General features: G+C 64.6%; 17 protein-coding genes. 10 read left to right on the top strand and 7 right to left on the bottom strand.

Features of this window, described 5'->3' with window-relative positions; all coding sequences use genetic code 11:
* Window positions 1-13: 13 nt before the first annotated feature.
* Window positions 14-958 carry a DUF58 domain-containing protein gene (locus tag QSV36_RS00195; RefSeq protein ID WP_225776947.1) on the bottom strand — a complete coding sequence of 315 codons (945 nt, stop codon included), beginning with the start codon at window positions 956-958 and terminating at the stop codon, window positions 14-16.
* Window positions 959-962: 4 nt separating this feature from the next.
* Entirely contained in the window at window positions 963-1,922 is a 960-nt protein-coding gene (locus QSV36_RS00190; RefSeq protein WP_186679428.1) for an AAA family ATPase, read from the bottom strand.
* A gap of 230 nt (window positions 1,923-2,152) precedes the next feature.
* Here QSV36_RS00190 and QSV36_RS00185 point away from each other — a divergent pair, with 230 nt between their 5' ends.
* A complete protein-coding gene (locus QSV36_RS00185; RefSeq protein ID WP_289128750.1) occupies window positions 2,153-3,451 on the top strand; it encodes a T6SS phospholipase effector Tle1-like catalytic domain-containing protein in 1,299 nt (432 codons plus the stop codon).
* 120 nt (window positions 3,452-3,571) lie between these two features.
* Here the strand turns inward: QSV36_RS00185 and QSV36_RS00180 are convergent, their stop codons facing one another.
* Window positions 3,572-4,465 carry a dihydrodipicolinate synthase family protein gene (locus QSV36_RS00180; RefSeq protein ID WP_289128748.1) on the bottom strand — a complete coding sequence of 298 codons (894 nt, stop codon included), beginning with the start codon at window positions 4,463-4,465 and terminating at the stop codon, window positions 3,572-3,574.
* Window positions 4,466-4,512: 47 nt separating this feature from the next.
* Complete coding sequence (locus tag QSV36_RS00175) at window positions 4,513-5,292, bottom strand: aldolase (protein WP_289128746.1); 780 nt, start codon at window positions 5,290-5,292, stop codon at window positions 4,513-4,515.
* Window positions 5,293-5,529: 237 nt separating this feature from the next.
* Between QSV36_RS00175 and QSV36_RS00170 the strand changes: the two genes are divergently transcribed.
* The 3 genes from QSV36_RS00170 (at window position 5,530) to QSV36_RS00160 (ending at window position 9,613) form a co-directional block, all read left to right on the top strand.
* The gene (locus QSV36_RS00170) at window positions 5,530-7,077 is read left to right on the top strand and encodes an AMP-binding protein (RefSeq protein ID WP_289128743.1); all 1,548 of its coding nucleotides are present in this window, start codon (window positions 5,530-5,532) and stop codon (window positions 7,075-7,077) included.
* A gap of 14 nt (window positions 7,078-7,091) precedes the next feature.
* Window positions 7,092-8,258: an acyl-CoA dehydrogenase family protein gene (locus tag QSV36_RS00165; RefSeq protein WP_289128741.1), complete on the top strand. Its 1,167-nt coding sequence runs from the start codon at window positions 7,092-7,094 to the stop codon at window positions 8,256-8,258.
* 101 nt (window positions 8,259-8,359) lie between these two features.
* Entirely contained in the window at window positions 8,360-9,613 is a 1,254-nt protein-coding gene (locus tag QSV36_RS00160) for an MFS transporter (RefSeq protein ID WP_289128783.1), read from the top strand.
* 12 nt (window positions 9,614-9,625) lie between these two features.
* On the opposite strand, the gene QSV36_RS00155 is transcribed toward QSV36_RS00160, so the two are convergent.
* Entirely contained in the window at window positions 9,626-10,570 is a 945-nt protein-coding gene (locus QSV36_RS00155; RefSeq protein ID WP_289128738.1) for a LysR family transcriptional regulator, read from the bottom strand.
* A 214-nt stretch (window positions 10,571-10,784) separates the two neighbouring features.
* On the opposite strand from QSV36_RS00155, the gene QSV36_RS00150 reads away from it, so the two are divergent.
* Genes QSV36_RS00150 through QSV36_RS00135 form a run of 4 tightly spaced genes read left to right on the top strand, consistent with a single transcriptional unit; the run spans window position 10,785 to window position 14,643 of the window.
* Window positions 10,785-12,638, top strand: coding sequence for a DUF1302 domain-containing protein (locus QSV36_RS00150; protein ID WP_289128735.1), 1,854 nt, complete (start codon window positions 10,785-10,787; stop codon window positions 12,636-12,638).
* A gap of 22 nt (window positions 12,639-12,660) precedes the next feature.
* On the top strand, window positions 12,661-13,971 hold the full coding sequence (locus QSV36_RS00145; RefSeq protein WP_289128781.1) for a DUF1329 domain-containing protein: 1,311 nt from the start codon (window positions 12,661-12,663) through the stop codon (window positions 13,969-13,971).
* Window positions 13,971-14,357, top strand: a complete 387-nt coding sequence (locus QSV36_RS00140) for a YidH family protein (RefSeq protein ID WP_289128732.1) — start codon at window positions 13,971-13,973, stop codon at window positions 14,355-14,357. The genes QSV36_RS00145 and QSV36_RS00140 overlap by 1 nt, the downstream gene beginning before the upstream one ends.
* Complete coding sequence (locus tag QSV36_RS00135; protein WP_289128729.1) at window positions 14,350-14,643, top strand: DUF202 domain-containing protein; 294 nt, start codon at window positions 14,350-14,352, stop codon at window positions 14,641-14,643. The genes QSV36_RS00140 and QSV36_RS00135 overlap by 8 nt, the downstream gene beginning before the upstream one ends.
* 67 nt (window positions 14,644-14,710) lie before the next feature.
* Here QSV36_RS00135 and QSV36_RS00130 read toward each other — a convergent pair whose 3' ends face one another.
* Both QSV36_RS00130 and QSV36_RS00125 read right to left on the bottom strand, forming a co-directional pair.
* Window positions 14,711-16,672 carry an alkyl/aryl-sulfatase gene (locus QSV36_RS00130; protein ID WP_289128727.1) on the bottom strand — a complete coding sequence of 654 codons (1,962 nt, stop codon included), beginning with the start codon at window positions 16,670-16,672 and terminating at the stop codon, window positions 14,711-14,713.
* Window positions 16,673-16,773: 101 nt separating this feature from the next.
* Window positions 16,774-17,697 (bottom strand): LysR family transcriptional regulator, encoded by a 924-nt coding sequence (locus tag QSV36_RS00125; RefSeq protein WP_289128725.1) that lies wholly within the window; start codon window positions 17,695-17,697, stop codon window positions 16,774-16,776.
* 83 nt (window positions 17,698-17,780) lie between these two features.
* Here QSV36_RS00125 and QSV36_RS00120 point away from each other — a divergent pair, with 83 nt between their 5' ends.
* Both QSV36_RS00120 and QSV36_RS00115 read left to right on the top strand, forming a co-directional pair.
* The gene (locus tag QSV36_RS00120) at window positions 17,781-19,019 is read left to right on the top strand and encodes a 3-hydroxyacyl-CoA dehydrogenase (protein ID WP_289128722.1); all 1,239 of its coding nucleotides are present in this window, start codon (window positions 17,781-17,783) and stop codon (window positions 19,017-19,019) included.
* Window positions 19,016-20,791, top strand: a complete 1,776-nt coding sequence (locus QSV36_RS00115) for an acyl-CoA dehydrogenase C-terminal domain-containing protein (protein WP_289128720.1) — start codon at window positions 19,016-19,018, stop codon at window positions 20,789-20,791. The genes QSV36_RS00120 and QSV36_RS00115 overlap by 4 nt, the downstream gene beginning before the upstream one ends.
* Window positions 20,792-20,818: the final 27 nt, after the last annotated feature.

Raw genomic sequence — 20,818 nt, 5'->3', positions numbered from 1 at the left:
TGGCCGCAGCTCTTCATGACGCGCTCCGTGGCCGCTGGGCATTCAGGTATTCGCGCAGTTGCTCGATCATTTCGCTTTGGGTGCTCAGTGGCATCAGCAGCACGCGCAGCTTCTGCGCCATCAGTTCCCAGCGCTCGATGCGCGCTTCGGCCTGCTGGCGGTAGGCCTGGCGCAGGTTGGCGTCGAGGGTGTCGAGCTCCAGTTGCGCACTGCGCTGGGCAAAACGCAACAGGCCGGCGGCGGGCAGGGCGTGGTCGAGCGGGTCGGATACCGGCATCAGCAGCAGGTCGCAATGGCGCGAGAGCATGGCCAGGTGCTGTTCCACCTGGGCGGTGAGCGAGCGCTCGTCACAGATGATGATAGCCAGGCTGCCGGGGCGCAGTACCTCGCGGGCGCGGCGCAGGGCCAGGCCCAGGCTGTCCGTGCCGGGGGTGGCCTCGGTGTGCAGGGCCTGGTTGACCTTGGCCAGGCGGTTGAGCAGTTGCAGCAGGCTCTGCTTGCTGCGTCGCGGCTTGATTTCGTGGTGCTCGTTGTCGCCGAACACCAGCCCGCCAATTCGGTCGTTGTGGCCCAGCGCGGCCCAGCCGAACAGCGCCGCAGCCTGGGCGGCCAGCACCGACTTGAACATCAGCCCCGAGCCGAAGAACAGCCGTTGGCTCTGTTCGACGAGGATGAAGATCGGCCGTTCGCGCTCTTCGTGGAACAGCTTGGTGTGCGGCTCCTGGGTGCGCGCGGTGACGCGCCAGTCGATGTTGCGCACATCGTCGCCGGCCTGGTACACGCGCACCTGGTCGAAGTCCACGCCGCGCCCGCGCAGCTTGGAATGGTGCAGGCCCACCAGCGGGCTGCGCTGGCCAGGCCGGGAAAACAGCTGGATTTCGCGCACGCGGTGGCGCATGTCGATCAGCTCGGCAAGGCCGATGCGGATGCCGGGCTCGGCCAGCGACGTGGTGGGCATGGGCTCAGGCAACGGCGACGACGTCAAGGATGCGCTGGACCACGCGGTCCTGGTCGATCCCGGCGGCCTCGGCCTCGAAGGAAAGGATGATGCGGTGGCGCAGGACGTCGAACAGCACCGCCTGGATGTCTTCGGGGCTGACGAAGTCGCGCCCGGCCAGCCAGGCATGCGCGCGCGCGCAGCGGTCCAGCGAAATGGAACCGCGCGGGCTGGCACCGTAGGCGATCCAGTCGGCCAGCTCGGTGTCGAACTTGGCCGGGGTGCGGGTGGCCATCACCAGTTGCACCAGGTATTCCTCCACCGCGTCGGCCATGTACAGGCCGAGGATTTCCTTGCGGGCGGCAAAGATCGCCTGCTGGCTGACCCGTCGCTCGGGCTTGGTCTCGCCGCCCAGGGCTTCGCCACGGGCCTGCAACAGGATGCGCCGCTCTACCGCAGCGTCAGGGAAGCCGATTTTCACATGCATCAGGAAACGGTCGAGCTGGGCTTCGGGCAGCGGATAGGTGCCTTCCTGCTCGATCGGGTTCTGCGTGGCCATGACCAGGAACAGCGGCGACAGGTCGTAGGTGCTGCGGCCCACACTGACCTGGCGCTCGGCCATGGCTTCGAGCAGCGCCGACTGCACCTTGGCCGGCGCGCGATTGATTTCGTCGGCCAGCACCAGGTTGTGGAAGATCGGGCCTTGCTGGAACACGAAGCTGCCGGTTTCCGGACGGTAGATCTCGGTGCCAGTGATGTCGGCCGGGAGCAGGTCGGGGGTGAACTGGATGCGATGGAACTGCGCCTCGATGCCTTCGGCGAGCTCTTTGATGGCCTTGGTCTTGGCCAGGCCCGGGGCACCCTCGACCAGCATGTGGCCATCGGCCAGGAGCACGATCAACAGTCGCTCGACCAGTTTTTCCTGGCCCAGGATCTGGGAAGAAAGAAAAGTGCGCAGCGCGATCAGCGCTTCACGGTGTTCCATCGGCGACGTTTCCTGGTAGGGGGCCGCAGGCGGCTGACAGTAGCTGCTTCGGCAAGGGCTGATACTTTAATCCATCCGGGGGGGCGGCGACCAATGGCGGCAGGGAAATTTATCCTTGCCGGGGCCATGCATGCGCGGAATTTTCCTGAGCATGGCTGGCCATTGGCTGATGTTCCGTCGCGGCGCGCTGGCGCTTGCTTGTGCTTCTTCAACAAGCAGGAAGCACGCTGATGGTACCGAATAGCTGCAACAATGAATGTATGTCCCCGGTCGCCCTGCGTTTCGGGGTGTTCATCGATGGCACCGGCAACAACCAGAACAATGCGGCACAGCTGGGCGCGCCAGCGCGCATGGGGGCCAGTTATGCCAACGCCTTGAGCAATGTGGCCCTGTTGCATGACCTGTATCCGGGGCAGGGGGCCGATGCCGAGGGCCGCATGGCGTTTCTGAAACGTTATGTCGAAGGCGTGGGGACCTTGGCGGGCGAGGCGGACCAGGTATACGCATCTGCCACCGGGTGCGGGTCGACGGGGGTGGAGGCGCGGGTTGCCGAGGCGCTGGCCGCGATAGCCGAGCAATTGCGCGGCTGGTGCCAGGCGCATCCCCAGGCCAGGCCCGAGCGCGTCGAGTTCGATCTGTTCGGCTTCAGCCGGGGGGCGGCGGCAGCACGGCATCTGGCCAACCTGCTGCACGATGGCTGCGACCTGCTGTTACCTGGGCCTTGTGCCGTCGTGATCAATTTCATCGGCCTGTTCGACACCGTGGCGGCAATCGTCGCACCGTTGCAGGGTGACTTCGACCCGGCGGACGAACGCTACGCCGGCTTGCGCCTGGGGCTGGCCCCCGGCCTTGCCCAGCAAACGGTGCAACTGGTAGCGCGGGACGAGCAGCGGCACAACTACCCGCTGGTGTGCAGCGGCCATGACATCGTGCTACCAGGCGTGCACTCGAACATCGGCGGAGGCTATCCGGCGACCACGCTGGAACAGGTACTGCTGTGCAAACCGCAATCACAGCGCGTGCCGCAGGGTATGCGTGCCGAGCAGACACGCGTATATGCCACGATGGACGCCTTGCTCGCCTCGATGCCGGACTCAGCGGGAGGGCAGGTGCTGGCCTGGGAGGTACCGGTTGCCGGTGGCCGGTCGGATGAGGCGCAAAAGCAGGTGTATGCGGCGGTATACCGTGAACGCGAAGTCGCCGGGCAGCTATCGCGGGTGTACCTGAGCATCATGCGTGAACTGGCGGTGCGGGCGAGGGTGCCGTTCGCGGCGTTGGGCGGGCAGGCCGAGCATCGGTTGCCGGCGGAGTTGCTGGCGATCAGCCGCAAGTTGCATGCCTTCGCCTTCGGCGACCGGCAGCAGCCGGGGTTGACCGGGGAGGAGGAGCAGCTGTTGCGCCACAAGTACATACATACGTCAGCAAACTGGAATGCCTTGAAGGGGTTGCGTAACAGTGTGCTGGATAGGTTGTTCGTCAATCGGCCCGGGGCGCAGGGGCGGGTGATGCATGCCAATCCGGCCGCATGAATGGCCTGTGGGAATGGGCTTGCGTGGCACCGGCCATGCCGGTGCCCGCAGGTAGACCCACTCCCACAGGGCCTGCGCCAGCTGGGCAGCGCGCTAACCGTGGGAGGGGCAGATAGCGGGTCAGTGGCCCGCGCCGAGTTCCTCCAGCAAGCCTTTCAGGTAGGCGCTGCCCTGCGCATCCAGTGGTTGCAGCGGAAGGCGGGGGGCGCCGACCTGCTGGCCGAGCATCTGCAAACCGGCCTTGATGGTGGTGGGCAGGCCGCGGCGGGTGATGTACTCCAGCAATTGGTACTGGCGATAGAACAGCGCACGGGCCTCGCCCAGGTCGCCTTGCTGCACCGCGTCCCACAGCGCCAGGTTCAGTGCCGGGATCAGGTTGGGCGCGGCAGTGCACCAGCCGCTGGCACCGGCCACCAGGGCTTCCAGGGCGAGCGGGTTGCAACCGTTGTAGAACGCCACCTGACCCTCGGTGGCCTTGAACAGGCGGTGCATGCGCTGGATGTCACCGGTGCTTTCCTTGACCATGGTCACGCTGGGCACTTCATCGAGGATGCGCAGGATCAGTTCCACCGACAGGTCGGTGCCACTGGTCCCCGGGTTGTTGTAGAGCATGATCGGGATGTCGATCGCCGCGCCCACCGCCCGGTAGTGGGCGAGCACTTCGGCTTCGGTGAGCTTCCAGTAGGAAATCGGCAGCACCATCACTGCACTGGCGCCGCAGGCCTGGGCCAGGCGAGCGCGCTGCACGGTGCGTGCGGTGGTCAGGTCGGAGACGCTGACCACGGTTGGCACACGGCCGGCGATGCGCGCCTGGCTGAAGCGCACCACCGTTTCCCATTCGCTGTCGGACAGGTAGGCGCCCTCGCCGGTGCTGCCCAGCGGGGCGATGGCATGCACGCCGTCGGCGATCAGGCGCTCGATGGACAGGCCCAGGGCATCCAGGTCAAGCGTGCCGTCTGCCGTGAAAGGAGTGATGGTGTAGCCGATAACGCCGCGAATTACAGGTGTAGACATGAGCAGGCACCTCTGCCGTTGTAGGGGTTGGGGAGCAACATCGTCGATCAGCCCAGGCAGTCGCCGTGGGCACGCAAGGCACGGCGTGCGTAGTAGCTGAACGCAGCGCCATGACGTTTCGGGGTGGAGATCCAGTCATGGGCTTCCTTGCCCAGTGCCTCGGGGATGGGGCGGATGTCGCCGGCACCCATGGCCAGCAGCTGCATCCGGGCCGCGCGCTCGAACAGCATGGCGAGCACACAGGCTTCATCGATCGAGCGGCCGGCGATCAGCAGGCCGTGGTGGGAAAGCAGGATCGCGCGCTTGTCGCCGATCGCCCGGGCAATGATCTCGCCTTCTTCATTGCCCACCGGTACGCCGGGCCATTCCTTGAGAAACGCGCAGTCATCGAACAGCGGGCACAGGTCCATGTGCGAGATGGCCAGCGGCACCTCCAGCATCGAAAGGGCGGCACTGTGCAGCGGGTGGGTGTGGATGATGCAGTTGACGTCGGCGCGTGCGCGGTACAGCCAACTGTGGAAGCGGTTGGCCGGGTTGGCCATGCCGCGGCCTTGCAGCACGTTGAGGTCTTCGTCCACCAGCAGCAGGTTGGAAGCGGCGATTTCGTCGAAGCCCAGGCCGAGTTGCTGGGTGTAGTAGGTGCCGGGTTGCTCGGCGCGCGCGGTGATCTGCCCGGCCAGGCCGGAGTCGTGGCCAGCGTCGAACAGGATGCGGCAGGTGAGGGCAAGTTTTTGCCGTGGGGTGTAGGTGTTGTCGGCCAGCGCCGACAGCATCTGCTGCTGGGCGAGTTTGACGAGCTGGTCCTTGGGGGTGTGCATGGTTGTCATGGGCGGTACCTGCAAGGGGAGGGGCGACGAATTGCTGATCGGCGAGGACGCCGTCAGGACACAAGGGTGATATTAATGACACAAAGTGTCATATGCAAGCGATGTGTCATTGCCCATCAGTTCAGCCAATCAGACCCAGTGCAAACTGCTATGGCCCGCATACGTAACTGGTATTACTTGCTCCGCCTGCACGCTGTTTAGCATCGACCGGGTCTTAACCGCGACGAGAACAACAACGTGAACCTCGCAACCCTAACCAGTCGAAGTGCCAGATATTGGCCGGAAAGTCTGGCGGTGATCGACCGCCGCACCCGGCTCACCTTTGCCCAGCTTGAACAGCGGACCAATCAATTGGCCTCGGCCTTGTTGGCCCATGGCATCGCCACCGGCGAACATGTTGCGATCCTGGCGCCCAACCGGGTCGAGCTGGTGGAGGCGGAGGTGGCTTTCTACAAGGCCGGCCTGGTCAAGGTCCCGGTCAATGCGCGTCTGGCGCTGGATGAAGTGATCCAGGTACTGAACGACGCCTGCAGCGTCGCGCTGATCGCCGACCCGCAGGCTGCCGAGGCCTTGCTGGCGCGCAGGCAGGAGGTGCCTGCGCTGCGCCTGATCGTTACCCTCGGCGAGCAGGGCGGCGACATCGACTATGCCGCACTACTGGCCCAGGGCAGCAGCCAGCCATTCAGTTGCGACCTGCCTGACGAAGCACTGGCCGTGTTGCACTACACCTCAGGCAGTTCCGGCGTGCTCAAGGCGGCAATGCTCAGTGTCGGCAACCGCAAGGCGCTGATCCGCAAGAGCATCGCCAGCCCCACGCGGCGTGCCGGCCCAGGCGACATCATGGCCCATGTCGGCCCCATCACCCATGCCAGTGGCATGCAACTGATGCCGCTGCTGACGGTGGGCGCCTGCAACCTGTTGCTGGAGCGCTACGATGACCAGTTGCTGCTCGAAACCATCCAGCGCGAGGGCGTGACCCGGTTGTTCCTGGTACCGGCCATGATCAACCGTCTGGTCAATTTCCCCGGGGTCGAGCGCTATGACCTGAGCAGCCTGCGCCTGGTGATGTATGGCGCAGCGCCAATGGCGCCAGCGCTCGTCAAACGGGCCATCGAGGTGTTCGGGCCGATCCTGGCCCAAGGCTACGGCGCTGGCGAAACCTGCTCGCTGGTGACAGTGCTGACAGAGCAGGACCACCTGTGCGAAAGCGGCGACTACCACCGGCTGGCCTCATGCGGACGATGCTACTTCGAGACCGACCTGCGTGTAGTGGACGACGCTTTCCGCGACGTCCAGCCAGGCGAGGTGGGCGAGATCGTGGTCAAGGGCCCGGACATCATGCAGGGCTACTGGCGCGCACCACACCTCACCGCCGAGGTGATGCGTGACGGCTACTACCTCACCGGCGACCTGGCCACAGTGGACCAACAGGGCTACGTGTTCATCGTCGACCGCAAGAAGGAAATGATCATTTCCGGCGGCTTCAACATCTACCCCAGCGAAGTCGAGCAGGTGCTCTACAGCCTGCCGCAGGTGTTCGAAGCTGCCGTGGTGGGGGTGCCCGACGAGCAGTGGGGTGAAGCGGTGCGGGCAGTGATCGTGCTCAAGCCTGGCATGCAGCTGCAGGAACACGAGGTGATCGAACATTGTGCCCAGGCCCTTGCCGGGTTCAAGAAACCGCGTGGGGTGGACTTCGTCAGCGAGCTGCCGAAGAACCCCAACGGCAAGGTGGTGCGCCGCCTGATTCGAGACGCCTACTGGCAAAACAGTGAACGCCGCATCTGACCTGAGGAATTGCCATGTACCAGCCAAGCGAAAAGGCCAAACAGATCATCGAGGCCATCGGCGGCTTCGTTCGCAACGAGATCCTGCCCCTGGAACAAAACGCCGGCCTCAGCTGGGCAGAGCCCCACCCGCGCGAGGTGCTGCAGCAGGTGTGGCAGCGCTCGTGCGAGCAAGGCTTCTACAACATCATGCTGCCTGAAACGATCGGTGGTGCAGGATTGACCGTGTCCGACCTGTGTGCGGTGAAAGAAGCCACGGTGCTGACTGGCTCCATGCTGGCACCGCACATTCTCGGCGAGCTTTCCGGGCCGCCACGTGTCGGCCACCTGTTCAAGGTGGCCAGCCCAACCCAGGTCGAGGCGTTCCTGCAGCCGGTGTGCCGGGCCGAAAAGGCCGTGTGCTTCGCGCTGACCGAAAGTGAAGCTGGGTCCGATGCCACGGCAATCAGGACTACCGCCCGGCGTGAAGGCGAGTACTACGTGCTGAGCGGGGCCAAGCGCTACATTTCCGGTGCACCTTATGCCGACATCGCGGTACTGCTCGCGGTCACCGGCCCCGGGCGTGGCGCCCAGGGCATCTCGGCATTCTTTGTCGAGCTGGATGCGCCAGGCGTGCGGGTGGAAAGCGATTACTCGGTCATGTCCGGCGGCGGCGCCCATGGCGACATCCTTCTCGATCAGGTACGGGTGCCGGTGGCCAACCGCATTGGCGAGGAAGGGCAGGGCTTCAAGCTGGCAATGGGGCGCATCACCCTCAATCGTCTGCTGCATTGCCCAACCATGCTGGGCCTGGCGGGACTGGCGCTGAACCTGTCGGTTGACTACGCCCGCACGCGCAAGCAGTTTGGCCAGCCTATCGCGATGTTCCAGTCGATCAATCACATGATTGCCGACATGGCCACCGAACTGCATGCGGCACGCAGCATGGTCTATGCCACTGCCGCGCTGAATGACGCCGGTGGTGATATCCGTACCCAGGCGCCGATGTGCAAGCTGTTCGTATCGGAAACGGCCTTCCGTATCGCCGACCGTGCTGTGCAGATTCATGGCGGAGCCGGGCTGTTGCAGGGCAACCCGGTGGAATGGATTTTCCGTGCCACGCGCATGATGCGCATTCTTACCGGGACCAGCGAAATCCAGCGCAACACCATTGCCAAGGGCGTGCTCATGCCCGAGCAGTGAACTGCACACCCGGCCTCGAGTGGCCGGGCTCTCCCACAAGAACAATAAAAGAGATCGACATGACTCATACTGACTCCCCCGCGCGTACAGGCACGGCCTGGATGATTGCGGTACTGCTGGCGATGCTGATGTTGGTGAACTTCCTGGACAAGGTGGTCATCGGCCTTGTAGCGGTACCCATGTCCAGGGAACTGGGTTTGTCCCCGGCCGAGTTCGGCCTGGTAGGCGGCGCGTTGCACTGGTTCTTCGCCCTCTCTGCGGTTGTCGGTGGCTTCATGGCCAACCGCCGGCCGACCCGCACCCTGCTGTTGGGCATGGGCGCATTCTGGGCGCTGATCCAGTTGCCCATGCTGTTCGTCACTTCCCTGTGGGCGATTGTCGCTTGCCGGGTGCTGCTGGGTATCGGCGAAGGGCCGGCCTCACCGGTGGCAACCCATGCCTTGTACAAGTGGTTCCCCAACGACCGGCGCAACCTGCCGGTGGCGCTGTTGCATACCGGCAGTGCACTGGGGCTGCTGGTGGCAGGCGCAATGATTCCATGGATCAGCGTGCACTATGGCTGGCGCATGAACTTCATCGTGCTGGCTCTGATCGGCGCGGCGTGGTGCGGGCTGTGGTGGGCATTGGGGCGCGAGGGTACGCTTGACCGCATCCGCCCCGGGCAGTTCAGGGAAGAACAGGCGCACATCGCCTACCGCCGTCTGCTCGGCGACCGCACGGTGCTGGGCAATTACCTGTGCCACTTCGCCGCCAATTGGTCGCTGGCCCTGACCTTGACCTGGGTGCCGAGCTACCTGGAAACCGGTCTGGGCATCGACCCGATCATGACTGGCCGGGTGTTCGTGCTGTTCGTGGTGGTGACTACGCCACTGAGCCTGTTCATGGCGTGGCTGTCGCAGCGCCTGATGCGCGCCGGGGTGGCGACGCGCTGGTCGCGCGGAGCCTTCGTTTCTCTGTGCCTGATTGCCAGCGGGTTGCTCTCGGCGGCGTTGTTCCTGCCGGGTTTGAGCAATGTCGAGCGCATCATGAGCCTGACCTTCAGTGGCGGGCTGGCGCTGGTCATGTACTCGGTGGGGCCAGCCATGCTGGCGGAGTTCACGCCTAGCGGGCAGCGTGGCGGCATTCTGGCTATCGGCAATGGTATTGCTTCGCTGGCCGGGCTGGCGGCACCCGTAGTCACGGGGTTGCTGGTGCAGGGCGCCGGAGCCGATCACCCGGCAGGTTATGGCCAGGGCTTCCTGGTGTGCGGGGCGGTGCTGGTGATCGCCGGGTTGACCGGGCTGGTGTGGATGGACCCGCAGAAAACCCGCCAACGGCTGCTGCAGGTGAACACGGCTGCGCTGGCCCGGGCCTGACCTGCGCTGCGTTCAGAGGCTCTGCTGCGGCAGGGGGACCCGCTCGATCAGGGTGCCTTTCCAGCGCTCGCTGCGCACCGCATCCACCAACAGCCCGCGCACCAGGTCGCGCATGCAGGCGGCGGCGAATGACAGTGGCTTGTGCTGCGAATGGGCCAGGGCAATAGTACGGGTGATGCGCGGTTCCACGATCAGCCGCGCACTGGCCGGGGCGGCCAGGTCCAGCAAGGGCGGCCAGTTGCTGATGGTCGCCGCCAGGCCGGCACGTACCAGGCTGGTTATGCCGGGTGCCGATTGCTGCTCATAGCTTGAATCCAGCGCCACGCCGGTTTCCATGGCTGCCTGCTCGATGCGCCTGCGCAGGTGCAGGCTGCGTGGTGGCATCACCAGCCGGCTCGACGCTGCCTCGGCCAGGGTGATTGGCGAATCGTCCGGACCATGCGCAGGCAGGCCTACCCAGTACAGGTCTTCGGAGAACACGGGCTCGGCGACCACGTGTGCCAGCTCCTCGGCATTGGGCACCACCCCGAAATCCACCTTGCCCAACTCGATCGCCTGGCCGCCTTCGCGGCTAAGGCCGTCCCATACGGTGAGCTTGATACCAGGAAAGCGCGCCTGTGCCTGGGTGATGATGGCCGGCAACAGTAGCGCCGAAGCTGTGGCCGGAATCGATATCGCCACGTGGCCCTTGGGGTTGCCGCGGCTGGATTTGAGTTCGTCCTTGACCGAATCGAGCTTCTGTACCACCGAGCGTGCCACTTCATACAGCTGGCGCCCTGCATCGGTCAGCTCGATGCCGTCATGCTGGCGCGCCAGCAACTGCATTTCCAGTTCGCTTTCCAGCAGGCCTATCTGACGGCTCAATGCTGGCTGGGCAATAAACGCGTGCCGCGCCGCATTGGAGAAACTGCCGGCTTCGACAATGGCAATCAGGTAACGCAGCTGTTTCAAAGTCATGGCGATTCTCAGGCTATGCCGAAGTGGTATGGCAACTATCGGGAGACGTTATTTGTTCCGGTCGGGTGGCCTACTTAGTATCAGGGAACACCGAATCGAGGATAACAGAAACGTTCGCTTATTTACCCAAGCCCTTTCACACAAGCCTTTGCGCCGTGTTTCGGCGCTAACTCGCAACTCACTCTCGAATAAACACAATAAGAGGTTAAGAGTGATGGCATTCCGTACTTCTGGTCTTTCGGGGCCGTTGTCGCTGCTTGCGTCATCTGCACTTTTTTCTGTGCCTGCCATGGCTGTGCAATTTAATCTTGGCGCGTTGGAAGGACAGTTTGATTCAGCGCTTTCGTTTGGTACCAGCATTTCCACTGCCAACCCCGACCCGGCTTTGCACAACAGTGCAAACAGTGATGATGGCCGCCTGAACTTTGCCTCGGGTGATGTGTTTTCGGCAGTCTTCAAAGGTACCCATGACCTCGAGCTCAAACATGCCAACCTGGGTGTGTTCCTGCGTGGCACCTACTGGTACGACACAGCGCTGCGCGACCATGACCAGCGCTTCAAGCCAGTCGAGGACAACAACCGCAAGCGCTCGGCCAAGACCGCAGGTACACAGTTGCTCGACGCCTTCGGCTACTACCTCTACGACATCGATGGCCAGCCAGGCTCGGCAAGGCTGGGCAAGCAGGTGGTGAACTGGGGCGAGAGCACCTTCATCCAGGGCGGGCTGAACGTCATCAATCCCTTCAACCTGGCGGCGTTGCGCCGCCCAGGTTCGGAGGTGAAGGACGCGCTGGTCCCGGTGAACCTGTTCTATGTCACCCAGAACCTGACCGAGGCTTTGTCGGTCGATGGCTTCTACCAGCTGGACTGGGACCAGACCCAGCTCGACAACTGCGGCACGTTCTTCTCCAACAACGACTTCCTGCCCGATGGTTGCGATGGCCTGGACGTGGGAGCCAGGTTGCTTGGCAACCCGGCTGCCGTGGCCGGCCTTGCACCGTTTGGCGTCAACCTGACCAGCGAAGGCGTGCGCATACCCCGCGGCAGTGACCAGGATGCCCGCGACGGCGGGCAGTGGGGCGTTTCGCTGCGCTGGTACGTGGCGGCGCTGGACACCGAGTTCGGTGCATACGCTGCCAACTATCACAGCCGCACGCCTTATCTGGGGACGGTCAGCAGCCCGTATTTCGACAACAGCCGCTTCGCCCCACAGTTGTGCGCCAATCTGGGCATCGGCCCGGCCGGCTGTGCCGGGTTCCTCGGTTCCGCTGCCGGTCAGTCGCTGGTCGGCGCATTGCGCCTGGGGACCTCCCGGTACCGCGTGCAGTACCCCGAGGACATCCGCATGTACGGTTTGTCGTTCGCCACCACCCTGCGCAGCGGTACGGCTCTGCAGGGGGAACTGAGTTACCGGCCGAATATGCCCATGCAGCTCAACGGTACCGACATCATCCAGTCGCTGCTCAATGTAGAGGGCCGTTCGCCTTTGCTGGCCGACGGTTTGCGGCCAGACAGCGCCAGCACGCTGTTCGACGGCTACCGGCGCAAGGAGGTGACCCAGCTTCAGGTGACCGCCGTACATGCCTTCAGCCAGGTACTTGGGGCCAACCAGATGCTGCTGGTGGGCGAGGCCGGTGCCACCTACGTCGGCGGGCTGGAGGGCGGTGCAGGCCCACGTTACGGCCGCTCGGGTACCTTCAACAGTGGCGAACTGGCGGACAACAGCGTATGTCGGGCGATTTCCAGGACGCCAGAGCACTGCAACGACAAAGGCTTCATGACCCCATTCTCCTGGGGCTACCGGTTACGTGCCACCTTGACCTACCCCAACGTGATCGCCGGCTTCGACCTGCGGCCGAACCTGTCCTGGTCGCACGATGTGCACGGTACAGGCCCGGTGGAGGGCTCGGCTTTCAGCGAAGGCTCCAGGGCCATTAGCGTCGGGCTGGATGCGACACTTGCCAGCACCTACAGCCTGAGCCTGTCGTACACCGACTTTATCGATGGCGACTACGGCACCCGTGGCGACCGGGACTTTGTCTCGCTGAGCCTGGGTGTCACCTTCTGAGGGCGTGATGATGAAAATGCGAATGCTGATGATCGGCCTGTTCTGGGCCAGCGCCGGGTTGGCTGCAGCAGGCCTGCCTGACAACCTGACCCCTGTGGGCGCTGAACGTGCGGCCAGCCCGGATGGCCGTATCCCGGCCTGGCAAGGCGGGTTGACCGTAGCCCAGCAGCGTCTGGGCGACAACGGCACGCCGCTGGATCCATATGCCGCCGAGCAGCCGCTGTACCGGATCACGGCGGCCAACTATCGGCGTTACCAGGGCCAGCTTTCCGATGGCCAGGTAGCTTTGCTCAAGCGCTTCCCACAAACCTTCGAACTGCCGGTCTACCCCACTCATCGCAGCGTGGCGGTGCCTGCAGCCGTCGTCGCCTCGGCTGCCCGCAACGCAGGGCAGGTGCAGCTGGATGACCACGGCAACGGTCTGCGCGGGTTCAGTGGCGTGATTGCGTTTCCTCGGCCGGGCAATGGCCTGGAGGTAATCTGGAACCACCTGACCCGGCACCGCAATGCCAGCTATATTCAGATGTCCGATAGCGTCACACCGCTCAAGAACGGCCGCTTCGTACTGATGAGTGCGCGCCAGGACTTAGCCCGCCCGGAAGGCCTGAGTGGGCTGGGTGCTAGCAATGTGCTGTATTACTTCACCTACCGCATGATCGCACCATCACGGCTTGCCGGTGATGCCATGGTGGTGCATGAAACCCTTGACCAGGTAGCCGAACCCCGCTTGTCCTGGGTCTACAGTGCCAGTCAGCGGCGTGTGCGGCGCGCGCCGAGCATCGCCTACGATACCACCGGGCCAGGCACTGCCGGCCTGCGTACTGCCGACAGCCGCGACATGTTCAATGGTGCCCCCGACCGTTACCAGTGGAAGTTGCTGGGCAAGCAGACCCTGCATGTACCCTACAACAGCTACCGCCTGGCATCGCCCGAGCTGAGCTATGCCGAGCTGATCAAGCCTGGCCATGTCAATCCGGCGCCGACCCGCTACGAGCTGCATCGGGTGTGGGTGGTGGAGGCGACCCTAAAGCCCGGTGCACAGCACATCTACGCCAAGCGGCGCTTCTATGTGGACGAAGATACCTGGGCCATTCTCGAAACCGACAGCTACGATGCTGGCGGCCAGCTGTGGCGCACGTCACAGGCTCACAGCTTTTACCACCCAGGCGGCGAAGTGGCGGTCAACGCAATGGAGGTCACCTATGACCTCAAGAGCGGCCGCTACCATGCGTCAGGGCTGATCAACGAGCAGCGTCGCCCGTTTGACTTCAATGTTCGCACCAGCCTTTCGTATTTCTCTCCCGGCGCCTTGCGCAGCTTTGGTGTGCGCTGATGGACGTGTTTGAACCACGGCCGGACTGGGCTCGGCGTCTGCTGGGGCAGGGCGAGGCGCCCGACCCTCGCTTCACCTTGGCCAACGAGCGCACGTTCCTGGCCTGGATCCGAACCGCGCTGGCGTTGCTGGGGGGGGGTATTGCCATCGAGACCTTTGCCGGCCAGGCCCTGCAGGCGCCGCTTCGGCTTTGGCTGGTCGGCGGCCTGATGGTGTTGAGCACGCTGCTGAGCGCCGGCGCCTGCCTGCGCTGGCTGCGGGTGGAGCGTGCCTTGCGCCAGCGCCGGCCATTGCCGCTGCCGGCGCTGGTGCCGCTGTTGGCACTGGGTTGTCTGGTCGCGGCAGTGCTGGCCGCTGCCGTGTTGTGGCCGCGCTGGCATGCTTGATCCGGGTTTGCAGGCCGAACGCACCGAACTGGCCTGGCGGCGTACCTGGCTGGCGCTGGTAGTAGTCGTGGGGCTGGCTTTGCGACAGGGCGACCTGCTGCTGGCCGCACTGGTGGGCGTCGCGACGCTGATGCTGTTGGCCCGCCAGGGGCGGCGCTACAGCGAGGGCCTGGCGATGTTGCGCGCCGAGCGCGGTCAGCCTGCGATTCTGCCGGTAGTGGCGCTGGCTAGCGCGGTGTGCCTGATGGCGCTGGCAGGGTTGCACCGGTTGGCGAACGGGGGCTGAAACCCCTCCCAGGTACCCTGTGAGAGGGTACCGGTGGGAGCGGGCTTGCCGGCGAAGACGCCGGGGCTCAAGGGGTCACGATGTTGAAACGGGAATCGGTGTTCTCCAGGCCGCCCATGAAGCGCAGGAACTTCAGCCGCTCCCCTTCGATGGAGATTTCGCCCAGGGTGGCCTCCTTGAGGAACCCGGTCTGCTTCAGGGCAATGCGGTCCAGTGTCCGTTTGATCATGCTCACCTGCACATCGGCCTGGGGGTGACGAGTCAGGTCGCGATGGGTGAGCACGCCGTTGCGCAGGGTAAGGGCGTAGTCTTCACCCAGGTCGGTGAAGCGCCAGTTGATGCTGAGGTCGCTATCTGCCGCCTTGAAGGCATCCACCCGTACGCCAAGGTAATCGAAGAACAGGCTGGGTGTCAGAGCCCGCACCATATCGTCGGCATTGCCGCCACTGCCGGTGCTGGCGGCTACGCCGCCGCGCAGCTCCTGGGCGCCGCTGAGGTAGGCATTGCGCCAGGTGGCGTTCTCGCTCTGGTAACCCAGCTGCTCCAGCGCATCGGCTTGCAGTTCACGCGCTGCGGTATTGCCTGGTTCGGCGAATACCAGATGGTTCACCAGTTGCGCCACCCAGCGGTAGTCACCTTCGGCAAAGGCCTGGCGTGCCTGGGCCAGCACCCGATCGGCACCACCCATGGCTGCCACGTAGCGCTTGCCGGCAGCTTGTGGCGGCAGTGGATCCAGGTTGGCCGGGTTGCCGTCGTAAAAGCCCATATAGCGTTGGTAGACAGCACGTACGTTATGGCTGAGCGAGCCATAGTAGTCGCGGCTGTACCATTTGCTGGCCAGGCGCGGCGGAAGGCTGGCCAGGCTCTGGGCGATTTCCATCGGTGTCTGGCCCTGGTTGATCAGGCGCAAGGTCTGGCTATCGATGAAGGCATACATGTCACGCTGGTCGGCCAGGTATTCGCGGATTGCCGGCCCGCCCCAGGTCGGCCAGTGATGCTGGGCGAAGACTACCTCGGCCTGGGCGCCGTAACGCAACAGCGATTGGTCCAGGTAGTGCGCCCATATTTTTGGGTCGCGCACCAGCGCACCGCGCAGGGTCAGCACATTGTGCTGCACGTGGGTGGCGTTCTCGGCCATGCACAATGCCTTGAGCCCAGGGAAGTAGATGTTCATCTCTGCTGGCGCTTCGGTGCCCGGGGTCAACTGGAACTCTACCTCCACGCCGCTGAGGGTCATGCGTTGCAGCGGCTGGCTGATTTCCAGCGTCGGTGCTATCAGGCTGACGGTGGCATTGGCCGGCACGCCTTTGCCCAGGCCGGCATCCACCTGGCCGCGTGGCCCGCGGGGCAGTGGTGCGCCGTACATGTACTGGGCGCGACGTTTCATGGCCGGACCGGCCAGCACGTTTTCGCCGACGGCATGCTCGAAGAAGCCTTCAGGTGCAATGACCTGGACCTTGCCGGCCTTGACGTCCGCCTCGTCGATCACCCCGCGCACGCCGCCGAAGTGGTCGATGTGCGGGTGGGTGTAGATGACCGTGGTCACCGGCTTGCGCGGGCGGTGCCGGAAATACAATTCAAGGCCGGCCCTGGCGGTTTCGACGGCCAGCAGCGGGTCCAGCACGATCAGCCCGTCCTGGCCTTCAACGATGGTCATGTTGGCCAGGTCCAGGCCGCGGACCTGGTAGATACCTTCGGTGACCTTGAACAGCCCGGCGATAGTGTTCAGCTGGGCGATGCGCCACAAGCTCGGGTTGACCGTGGCCGGGGCCTGCGCCGGGGCGAGAAAACGGTACTGACCCAGGTCCCACACTGTCTTGCCATCGGCGGTCGTGACCGGCCCGTCGAAGCGTTCGAGCAGCCCGCGACGGGCCGCCTCGAAATCCCCGTGGTCATCGAAGGGCAGGCGTTGCAGCCATTGCTGATTGCTGGCCTGGGTGGCCGGCGTGGCGTCCTTTGCCGCCGTAGTGGCCAGGCTTGGCAGGGGCACCAGCAGGGCGAGCGCCAGCATCGACAGTGGGAAGCGCATGGTGTGTCCTTGTTGTTATCGTGGCGGACCACTGTAGGGGACCGGCTCGGGCATCAGCCAATACCAGAGCGGCATGGGTGCCATTGCATTTTCTGATGGCCTCAGGCAGGCGCAAGCCCCAGGATCTGTTCCACCAGCCAGGCAAGGGCGGGGTCGTGCCGGCGATGGGTCAGGTGCACCAGTTCCAGCTCGAACGGCTCCAGGGCAAAGGGCAGTTCGTGCACCGTCAGGGGCAGCAACTTCGCGAACTGCTGTGCAAGTTGCCGCGGCAGCACCACGCACATCTCGGTGGCGGCGGCCAGATGCGCGGCTTGCAGGTAGTTGGGCGTGGTGTACGCAATCTGCCGGGTCAGGCCTTGTTCGGCCAGCCATTGGTCGACCATGCCTCGGGTCTGGCCACCGTGTACCCAGATGTGCCGCAAGCCGAGGAACGCCTGAAGGTCCAGCGCCTGGTCCGGCGCCAGTTGCGGATGCTTCTGGCGCAGCGCGACTTGCAGGGTTTCGCGCCTCCAAGGGTGGCGGCTGAAGCGTGCCGGCACCTCATCGAAGCGCCCCAGCACCAGATCGAGGTCGCCGCGGTCCAGCGCTTCGGCCGGCAGGTTGGGGGCCAGGTGCAGCACATCGATGCGCAAGTGTGGGGCCAGTACCTGCAAGCGTGCCAGCAGCGGTGGCATGCACAGCTGTTCGACGAAGTCGGTGAGGGCGATGCGCAGCTGACGGTGGCTGCGCTGTGGCTCGAAGGCATCACCGGTGGCCAGGGTCTGCTCGATCTGTTGCAACGCTGCTCGAATCGGCCCCTCCAGTGCCAGTGCCCGCGGCGTAGGGCGCATGCGCCGGCCCACACGAACCAGCAGCGGGTCGCCAAGCTGGTCGCGCAGCCGCGCCAGGGCGTTGCTGACCGTGGGCTGGGTCAGGGCCAATCGTTCCGCCGCCCGTGAGACGTTCTGCTCGCGCAGCAGCATGTCGAAGACCCGCAACAGGTTCAGATCGAAGTTTGAAATATTCATGGCCAGAATATATGGCATATGAAATTGAAATTTCAAAAATACCTGCGGCCTGCTTAGGGTGATGCCTGTCCTCATACCTACAACAAGCAGGAGCGTTGCGCGTGAATACCCCCTTTGCGATCAATCAGGTGGCCGTGATAGGCGCAGGTACCATGGGCCGCGGCATTGTCATCAGCCTCGCCAGTGCCGGCCTGTCGGTGCTGTGGCTCGACAGCAACGCATCAGCCCTGGACGCTGGCCTGAGCATGGTCAGCCAGACTTGGGCCCAGCAGGTGGAAAAGCAGCGTGTCACCCAGGCCGAGGCCGAAGCCTGCCTGGCGCGTGTGCAGACGGTGGATGGCTATGCCGCGCTGGCCCAGGCCGATCTGGTGATCGAGGCGGTGTATGAAAGCCTTGAACTCAAGCAGGAAATCTTCCGCGCCCTGGATCAGCACCTCAAGCCTGGGGCGATTCTGGCCAGCAATACCTCGGCGCTGGACATCGACGCGATCGCGATGGTGACCCGGCGGCCGGCGCAGGTACTGGGCCTGCATTTCTTCAGCCCCGCGCATGTCATGAAGCTGCTCGAGATTGTGCGCGGCGCGCACACCGACCAGGCGGTGCTCGATACCGCCCTGGCGCTGGGCGAACGCCTGGGCAAAGTGGTAGTAGTGGCCGGCAACTGCCCGGGTTTCATCGGCAACCGCATGCTGCGCAGTTATGTGGCCGAAGCACGCAAGTTGCTGCTCGAAGGCGCGCTGCCGCACCAGGTGGATGCGGTGCTGCAACAGTTCGGTTTTGCCATGGGCCCGTTCCGCATGTACGACGTGGTAGGCATCGACCTGGAATGGCGCGCCCGTCAGCTGGCCAGGCAGGGCATGCACGATCCGCTGGTGCAAGTGGACAATGCGCTGTGCGATCTGGGCCGGCTGGGTCAGAAGACCGGGAAGGGCTACTACCGTTATGTACCTGGCAGCCGCCAGGCCGAGCATGACCCCGAGGTCGACGCCCTGGTGCTCAAGGTTTCCAACGACCTGGGTTACCGTCGCCGTGGCATCAGCGCGGAGGAAATCGTCGAGCGCTGCCTGCTGGCGCTGGTCAACGAGGGGGCAAAGATCCTGCAGGAAGGCATCGCTGCCAGCAGCACCGACATCGACCGGGTGTGGCTCAACGGCTATGGCTTCCCGGCGGCCACAGGTGGCCCGATGCGCTGGGCCGATGACCACGGTACAGCATTCATCCTGGCCCGGCTGGAGTACCTGCAAAGCGTATTGGGCGAGCATTGGCGCCCGGCCGGCATGCTCTACCCGATGGTGGCCAAGGGCAAGCGCTTCGACCAGCTGGCGGAGGCTCAGGCATGAATTACCAGGCGCCCTTGCGCGACATGCGCTTCGTGCTGCACGAGCTGTTCGACGTTGCCGGCCATTGTCAGCAGTTGGGCATCGAGCTGGACCGCGACACCCTCGACGGCATTCTGGAAGAGGCCGCGCGCTTTACCGGCGAAGTCGTCGCTCCTCTCAACCGCAACAGTGACGAGCAGGGCTGCCAGTTGGCCGGGGGAGAAGTCACCACGCCCGACGGTTTTCGCGATGCCTACCGGCAATACGTCGCCCATGGCTGGGCCAGCATGACCGGGCCGCAGGCTTACGGCGGACAAGGACTGCCGCAAATGGCCTCGGCCAGCTTCCACGAAATGCTGATGGCCGCGTCGTTGTCGTTCCGCATCTATTCCGGCCTCACCGAAGGCGCCGTGCTGGCCCTGCATCGTCATGGCAGTCCGGCGCTGCGGCAGGCCTATCTGGCGCCCATGGTCAGTGGCGAGTGGGCCGGTACCATGTGCCTCACCGAGCCGCAGGCCGGCACTGACCTGGCCTTGCTGCGTACCCGCGCCCAGCCGCAGGCCGACGGCTCCTATTGCATCACCGGCAGCAAGATCTTCATCAGTGGTGGCGAACAGGACCTGACCGACAACATCATTCATCTGGTGCTTGCCCGCTTGCCCGATGCGCCGGCCGGGGTGCGCGGCATCAGCCTGTTTCTGGTGCCCAAGCTGCTGCCGGGTGGCGAGCGCAACACGCTGGGCTGTGGTGCGCTTGAGCACAAGATGGGCATCAAGGGCGCCTCGACTTGCGTGATGAATTTCGACGGTGCCCTGGGATGGCTGGTGGGTGAGGCCAACCAGGGCCTGGCGTGCATGTTCACCATGATGAACGACGCCCGTTTCCAGGTCGGCCTGCAGGGGCTGGGCATTGCCGAGGCGGCTTTCCAGGGTGGCCTGGCCTATGCTCGCGAACGCTTGCAATCGCGCGCCCTGACCGGCCCGGTTGCGGCGGACAGGCCGGCTGATCCGATCATCGTCCACCCCGATGTGCGACGCATGCTGTTGACCCAGAAGGCCCTCACCGAGGGCTGCCGCATGCTGGCCATCTACACCGCCCGGCAGCTCGACCTGGAGCACGCAGCGGCGGCTGATCAGGCACGCCAGGGCGCAGCCCGGCGGGCGGCGCTGCTGATCCCGATCGTCAAGGCGTTCTTCACCGATGTCGGGCAGGAGGTCGCCAGCCTGGGCGTGCAACTGTACGGCGGGCACGGCTATATCCGCGAGTGGGGCATGGAGCAGTTGATGCGTGATAGCCGCATCACCCAGCTCTATGAAGGCACTAACGGCATCCAGGCCCTCGACCTGGTGCGCCGCAAGCTGCTGGGCGATGGCGGGGCCGAGCTGAACTTGCTGGTCGATGAACTGGCCCTGCATGTCGAGGCGGCTGGTGCCGGTGGCGGTCTGCATGCCATGGCGGCAGCAGTCGGGCAGCGCCTGGAGGAATGGCGCGCACTGGCCGGCCATGTCGTCGAGGCTTGCCAGCGTGACCCTCAGGAAATGGGCGCGGTCTCGGTGGACTTCCTGGCCTACTCGGCCTACGTGCTGCTTGCCGCATTGTGGCTGCAGGCGGCCGTGCGCGCCGAGGCGGCACTGGCTGGTGGCAGTGCCGAAACGGGTTTCTACCGGGCCAAGCTGCACGCGGCGCAGTTCTACTGGCGACGTGTCCTGCCCCGCGCTACCGCGCACCGTGAAGCCCTGCTGGGCGGTGCAGATTGCCTCATGGCGCTGGCAGCGAGCGACTTTGCCTTTTAGCGCTCGGCCAACGATGACACAAGGAGA

The sequence above is a fragment of the Pseudomonas sp. BCRC 81390 genome (genome assembly GCF_030341915.1).
Taxonomy (GTDB): Bacteria; Pseudomonadota; Gammaproteobacteria; order Pseudomonadales; family Pseudomonadaceae; genus Aquipseudomonas.
This window is presented reverse-complemented; position numbering and strand designations above follow the sequence as displayed.

Coding starts and splice junctions, on each gene's coding strand:
- QSV36_RS00195 (WP_225776947.1), bottom strand. CDS start 958: ATGCCCACCACGTCGCTGGCCGAGCCCGGCATCCGCATCGGCCTTGCC.
- QSV36_RS00160 (WP_289128783.1), top strand. CDS start 8,360: ATGATTGCGGTACTGCTGGCGATGCTGATGTTGGTGAACTTCCTGGAC.
- QSV36_RS00175 (WP_289128746.1), bottom strand. CDS start 5,292: ATGACAACCATGCACACCCCCAAGGACCAGCTCGTCAAACTCGCCCAG.
- QSV36_RS00140 (WP_289128732.1), top strand. CDS start 13,971: ATGGACGTGTTTGAACCACGGCCGGACTGGGCTCGGCGTCTGCTGGGG.
- QSV36_RS00155 (WP_289128738.1), bottom strand. CDS start 10,570: ATGACTTTGAAACAGCTGCGTTACCTGATTGCCATTGTCGAAGCCGGC.
- QSV36_RS00115 (WP_289128720.1), top strand. CDS start 19,016: ATGAATTACCAGGCGCCCTTGCGCGACATGCGCTTCGTGCTGCACGAG.
- QSV36_RS00150 (WP_289128735.1), top strand. CDS start 10,785: ATGGCATTCCGTACTTCTGGTCTTTCGGGGCCGTTGTCGCTGCTTGCG.
- QSV36_RS00130 (WP_289128727.1), bottom strand. CDS start 16,672: ATGCGCTTCCCACTGTCGATGCTGGCGCTCGCCCTGCTGGTGCCCCTG.
- QSV36_RS00135 (WP_289128729.1), top strand. CDS start 14,350: ATGCTTGATCCGGGTTTGCAGGCCGAACGCACCGAACTGGCCTGGCGG.
- QSV36_RS00145 (WP_289128781.1), top strand. CDS start 12,661: ATGCTGATGATCGGCCTGTTCTGGGCCAGCGCCGGGTTGGCTGCAGCA.
- QSV36_RS00180 (WP_289128748.1), bottom strand. CDS start 4,465: ATGTCTACACCTGTAATTCGCGGCGTTATCGGCTACACCATCACTCCT.
- QSV36_RS00185 (WP_289128750.1), top strand. CDS start 2,153: ATGGTACCGAATAGCTGCAACAATGAATGTATGTCCCCGGTCGCCCTG.
- QSV36_RS00190 (WP_186679428.1), bottom strand. CDS start 1,922: ATGGAACACCGTGAAGCGCTGATCGCGCTGCGCACTTTTCTTTCTTCC.
- QSV36_RS00125 (WP_289128725.1), bottom strand. CDS start 17,697: ATGCCATATATTCTGGCCATGAATATTTCAAACTTCGATCTGAACCTG.
- QSV36_RS00165 (WP_289128741.1), top strand. CDS start 7,092: ATGTACCAGCCAAGCGAAAAGGCCAAACAGATCATCGAGGCCATCGGC.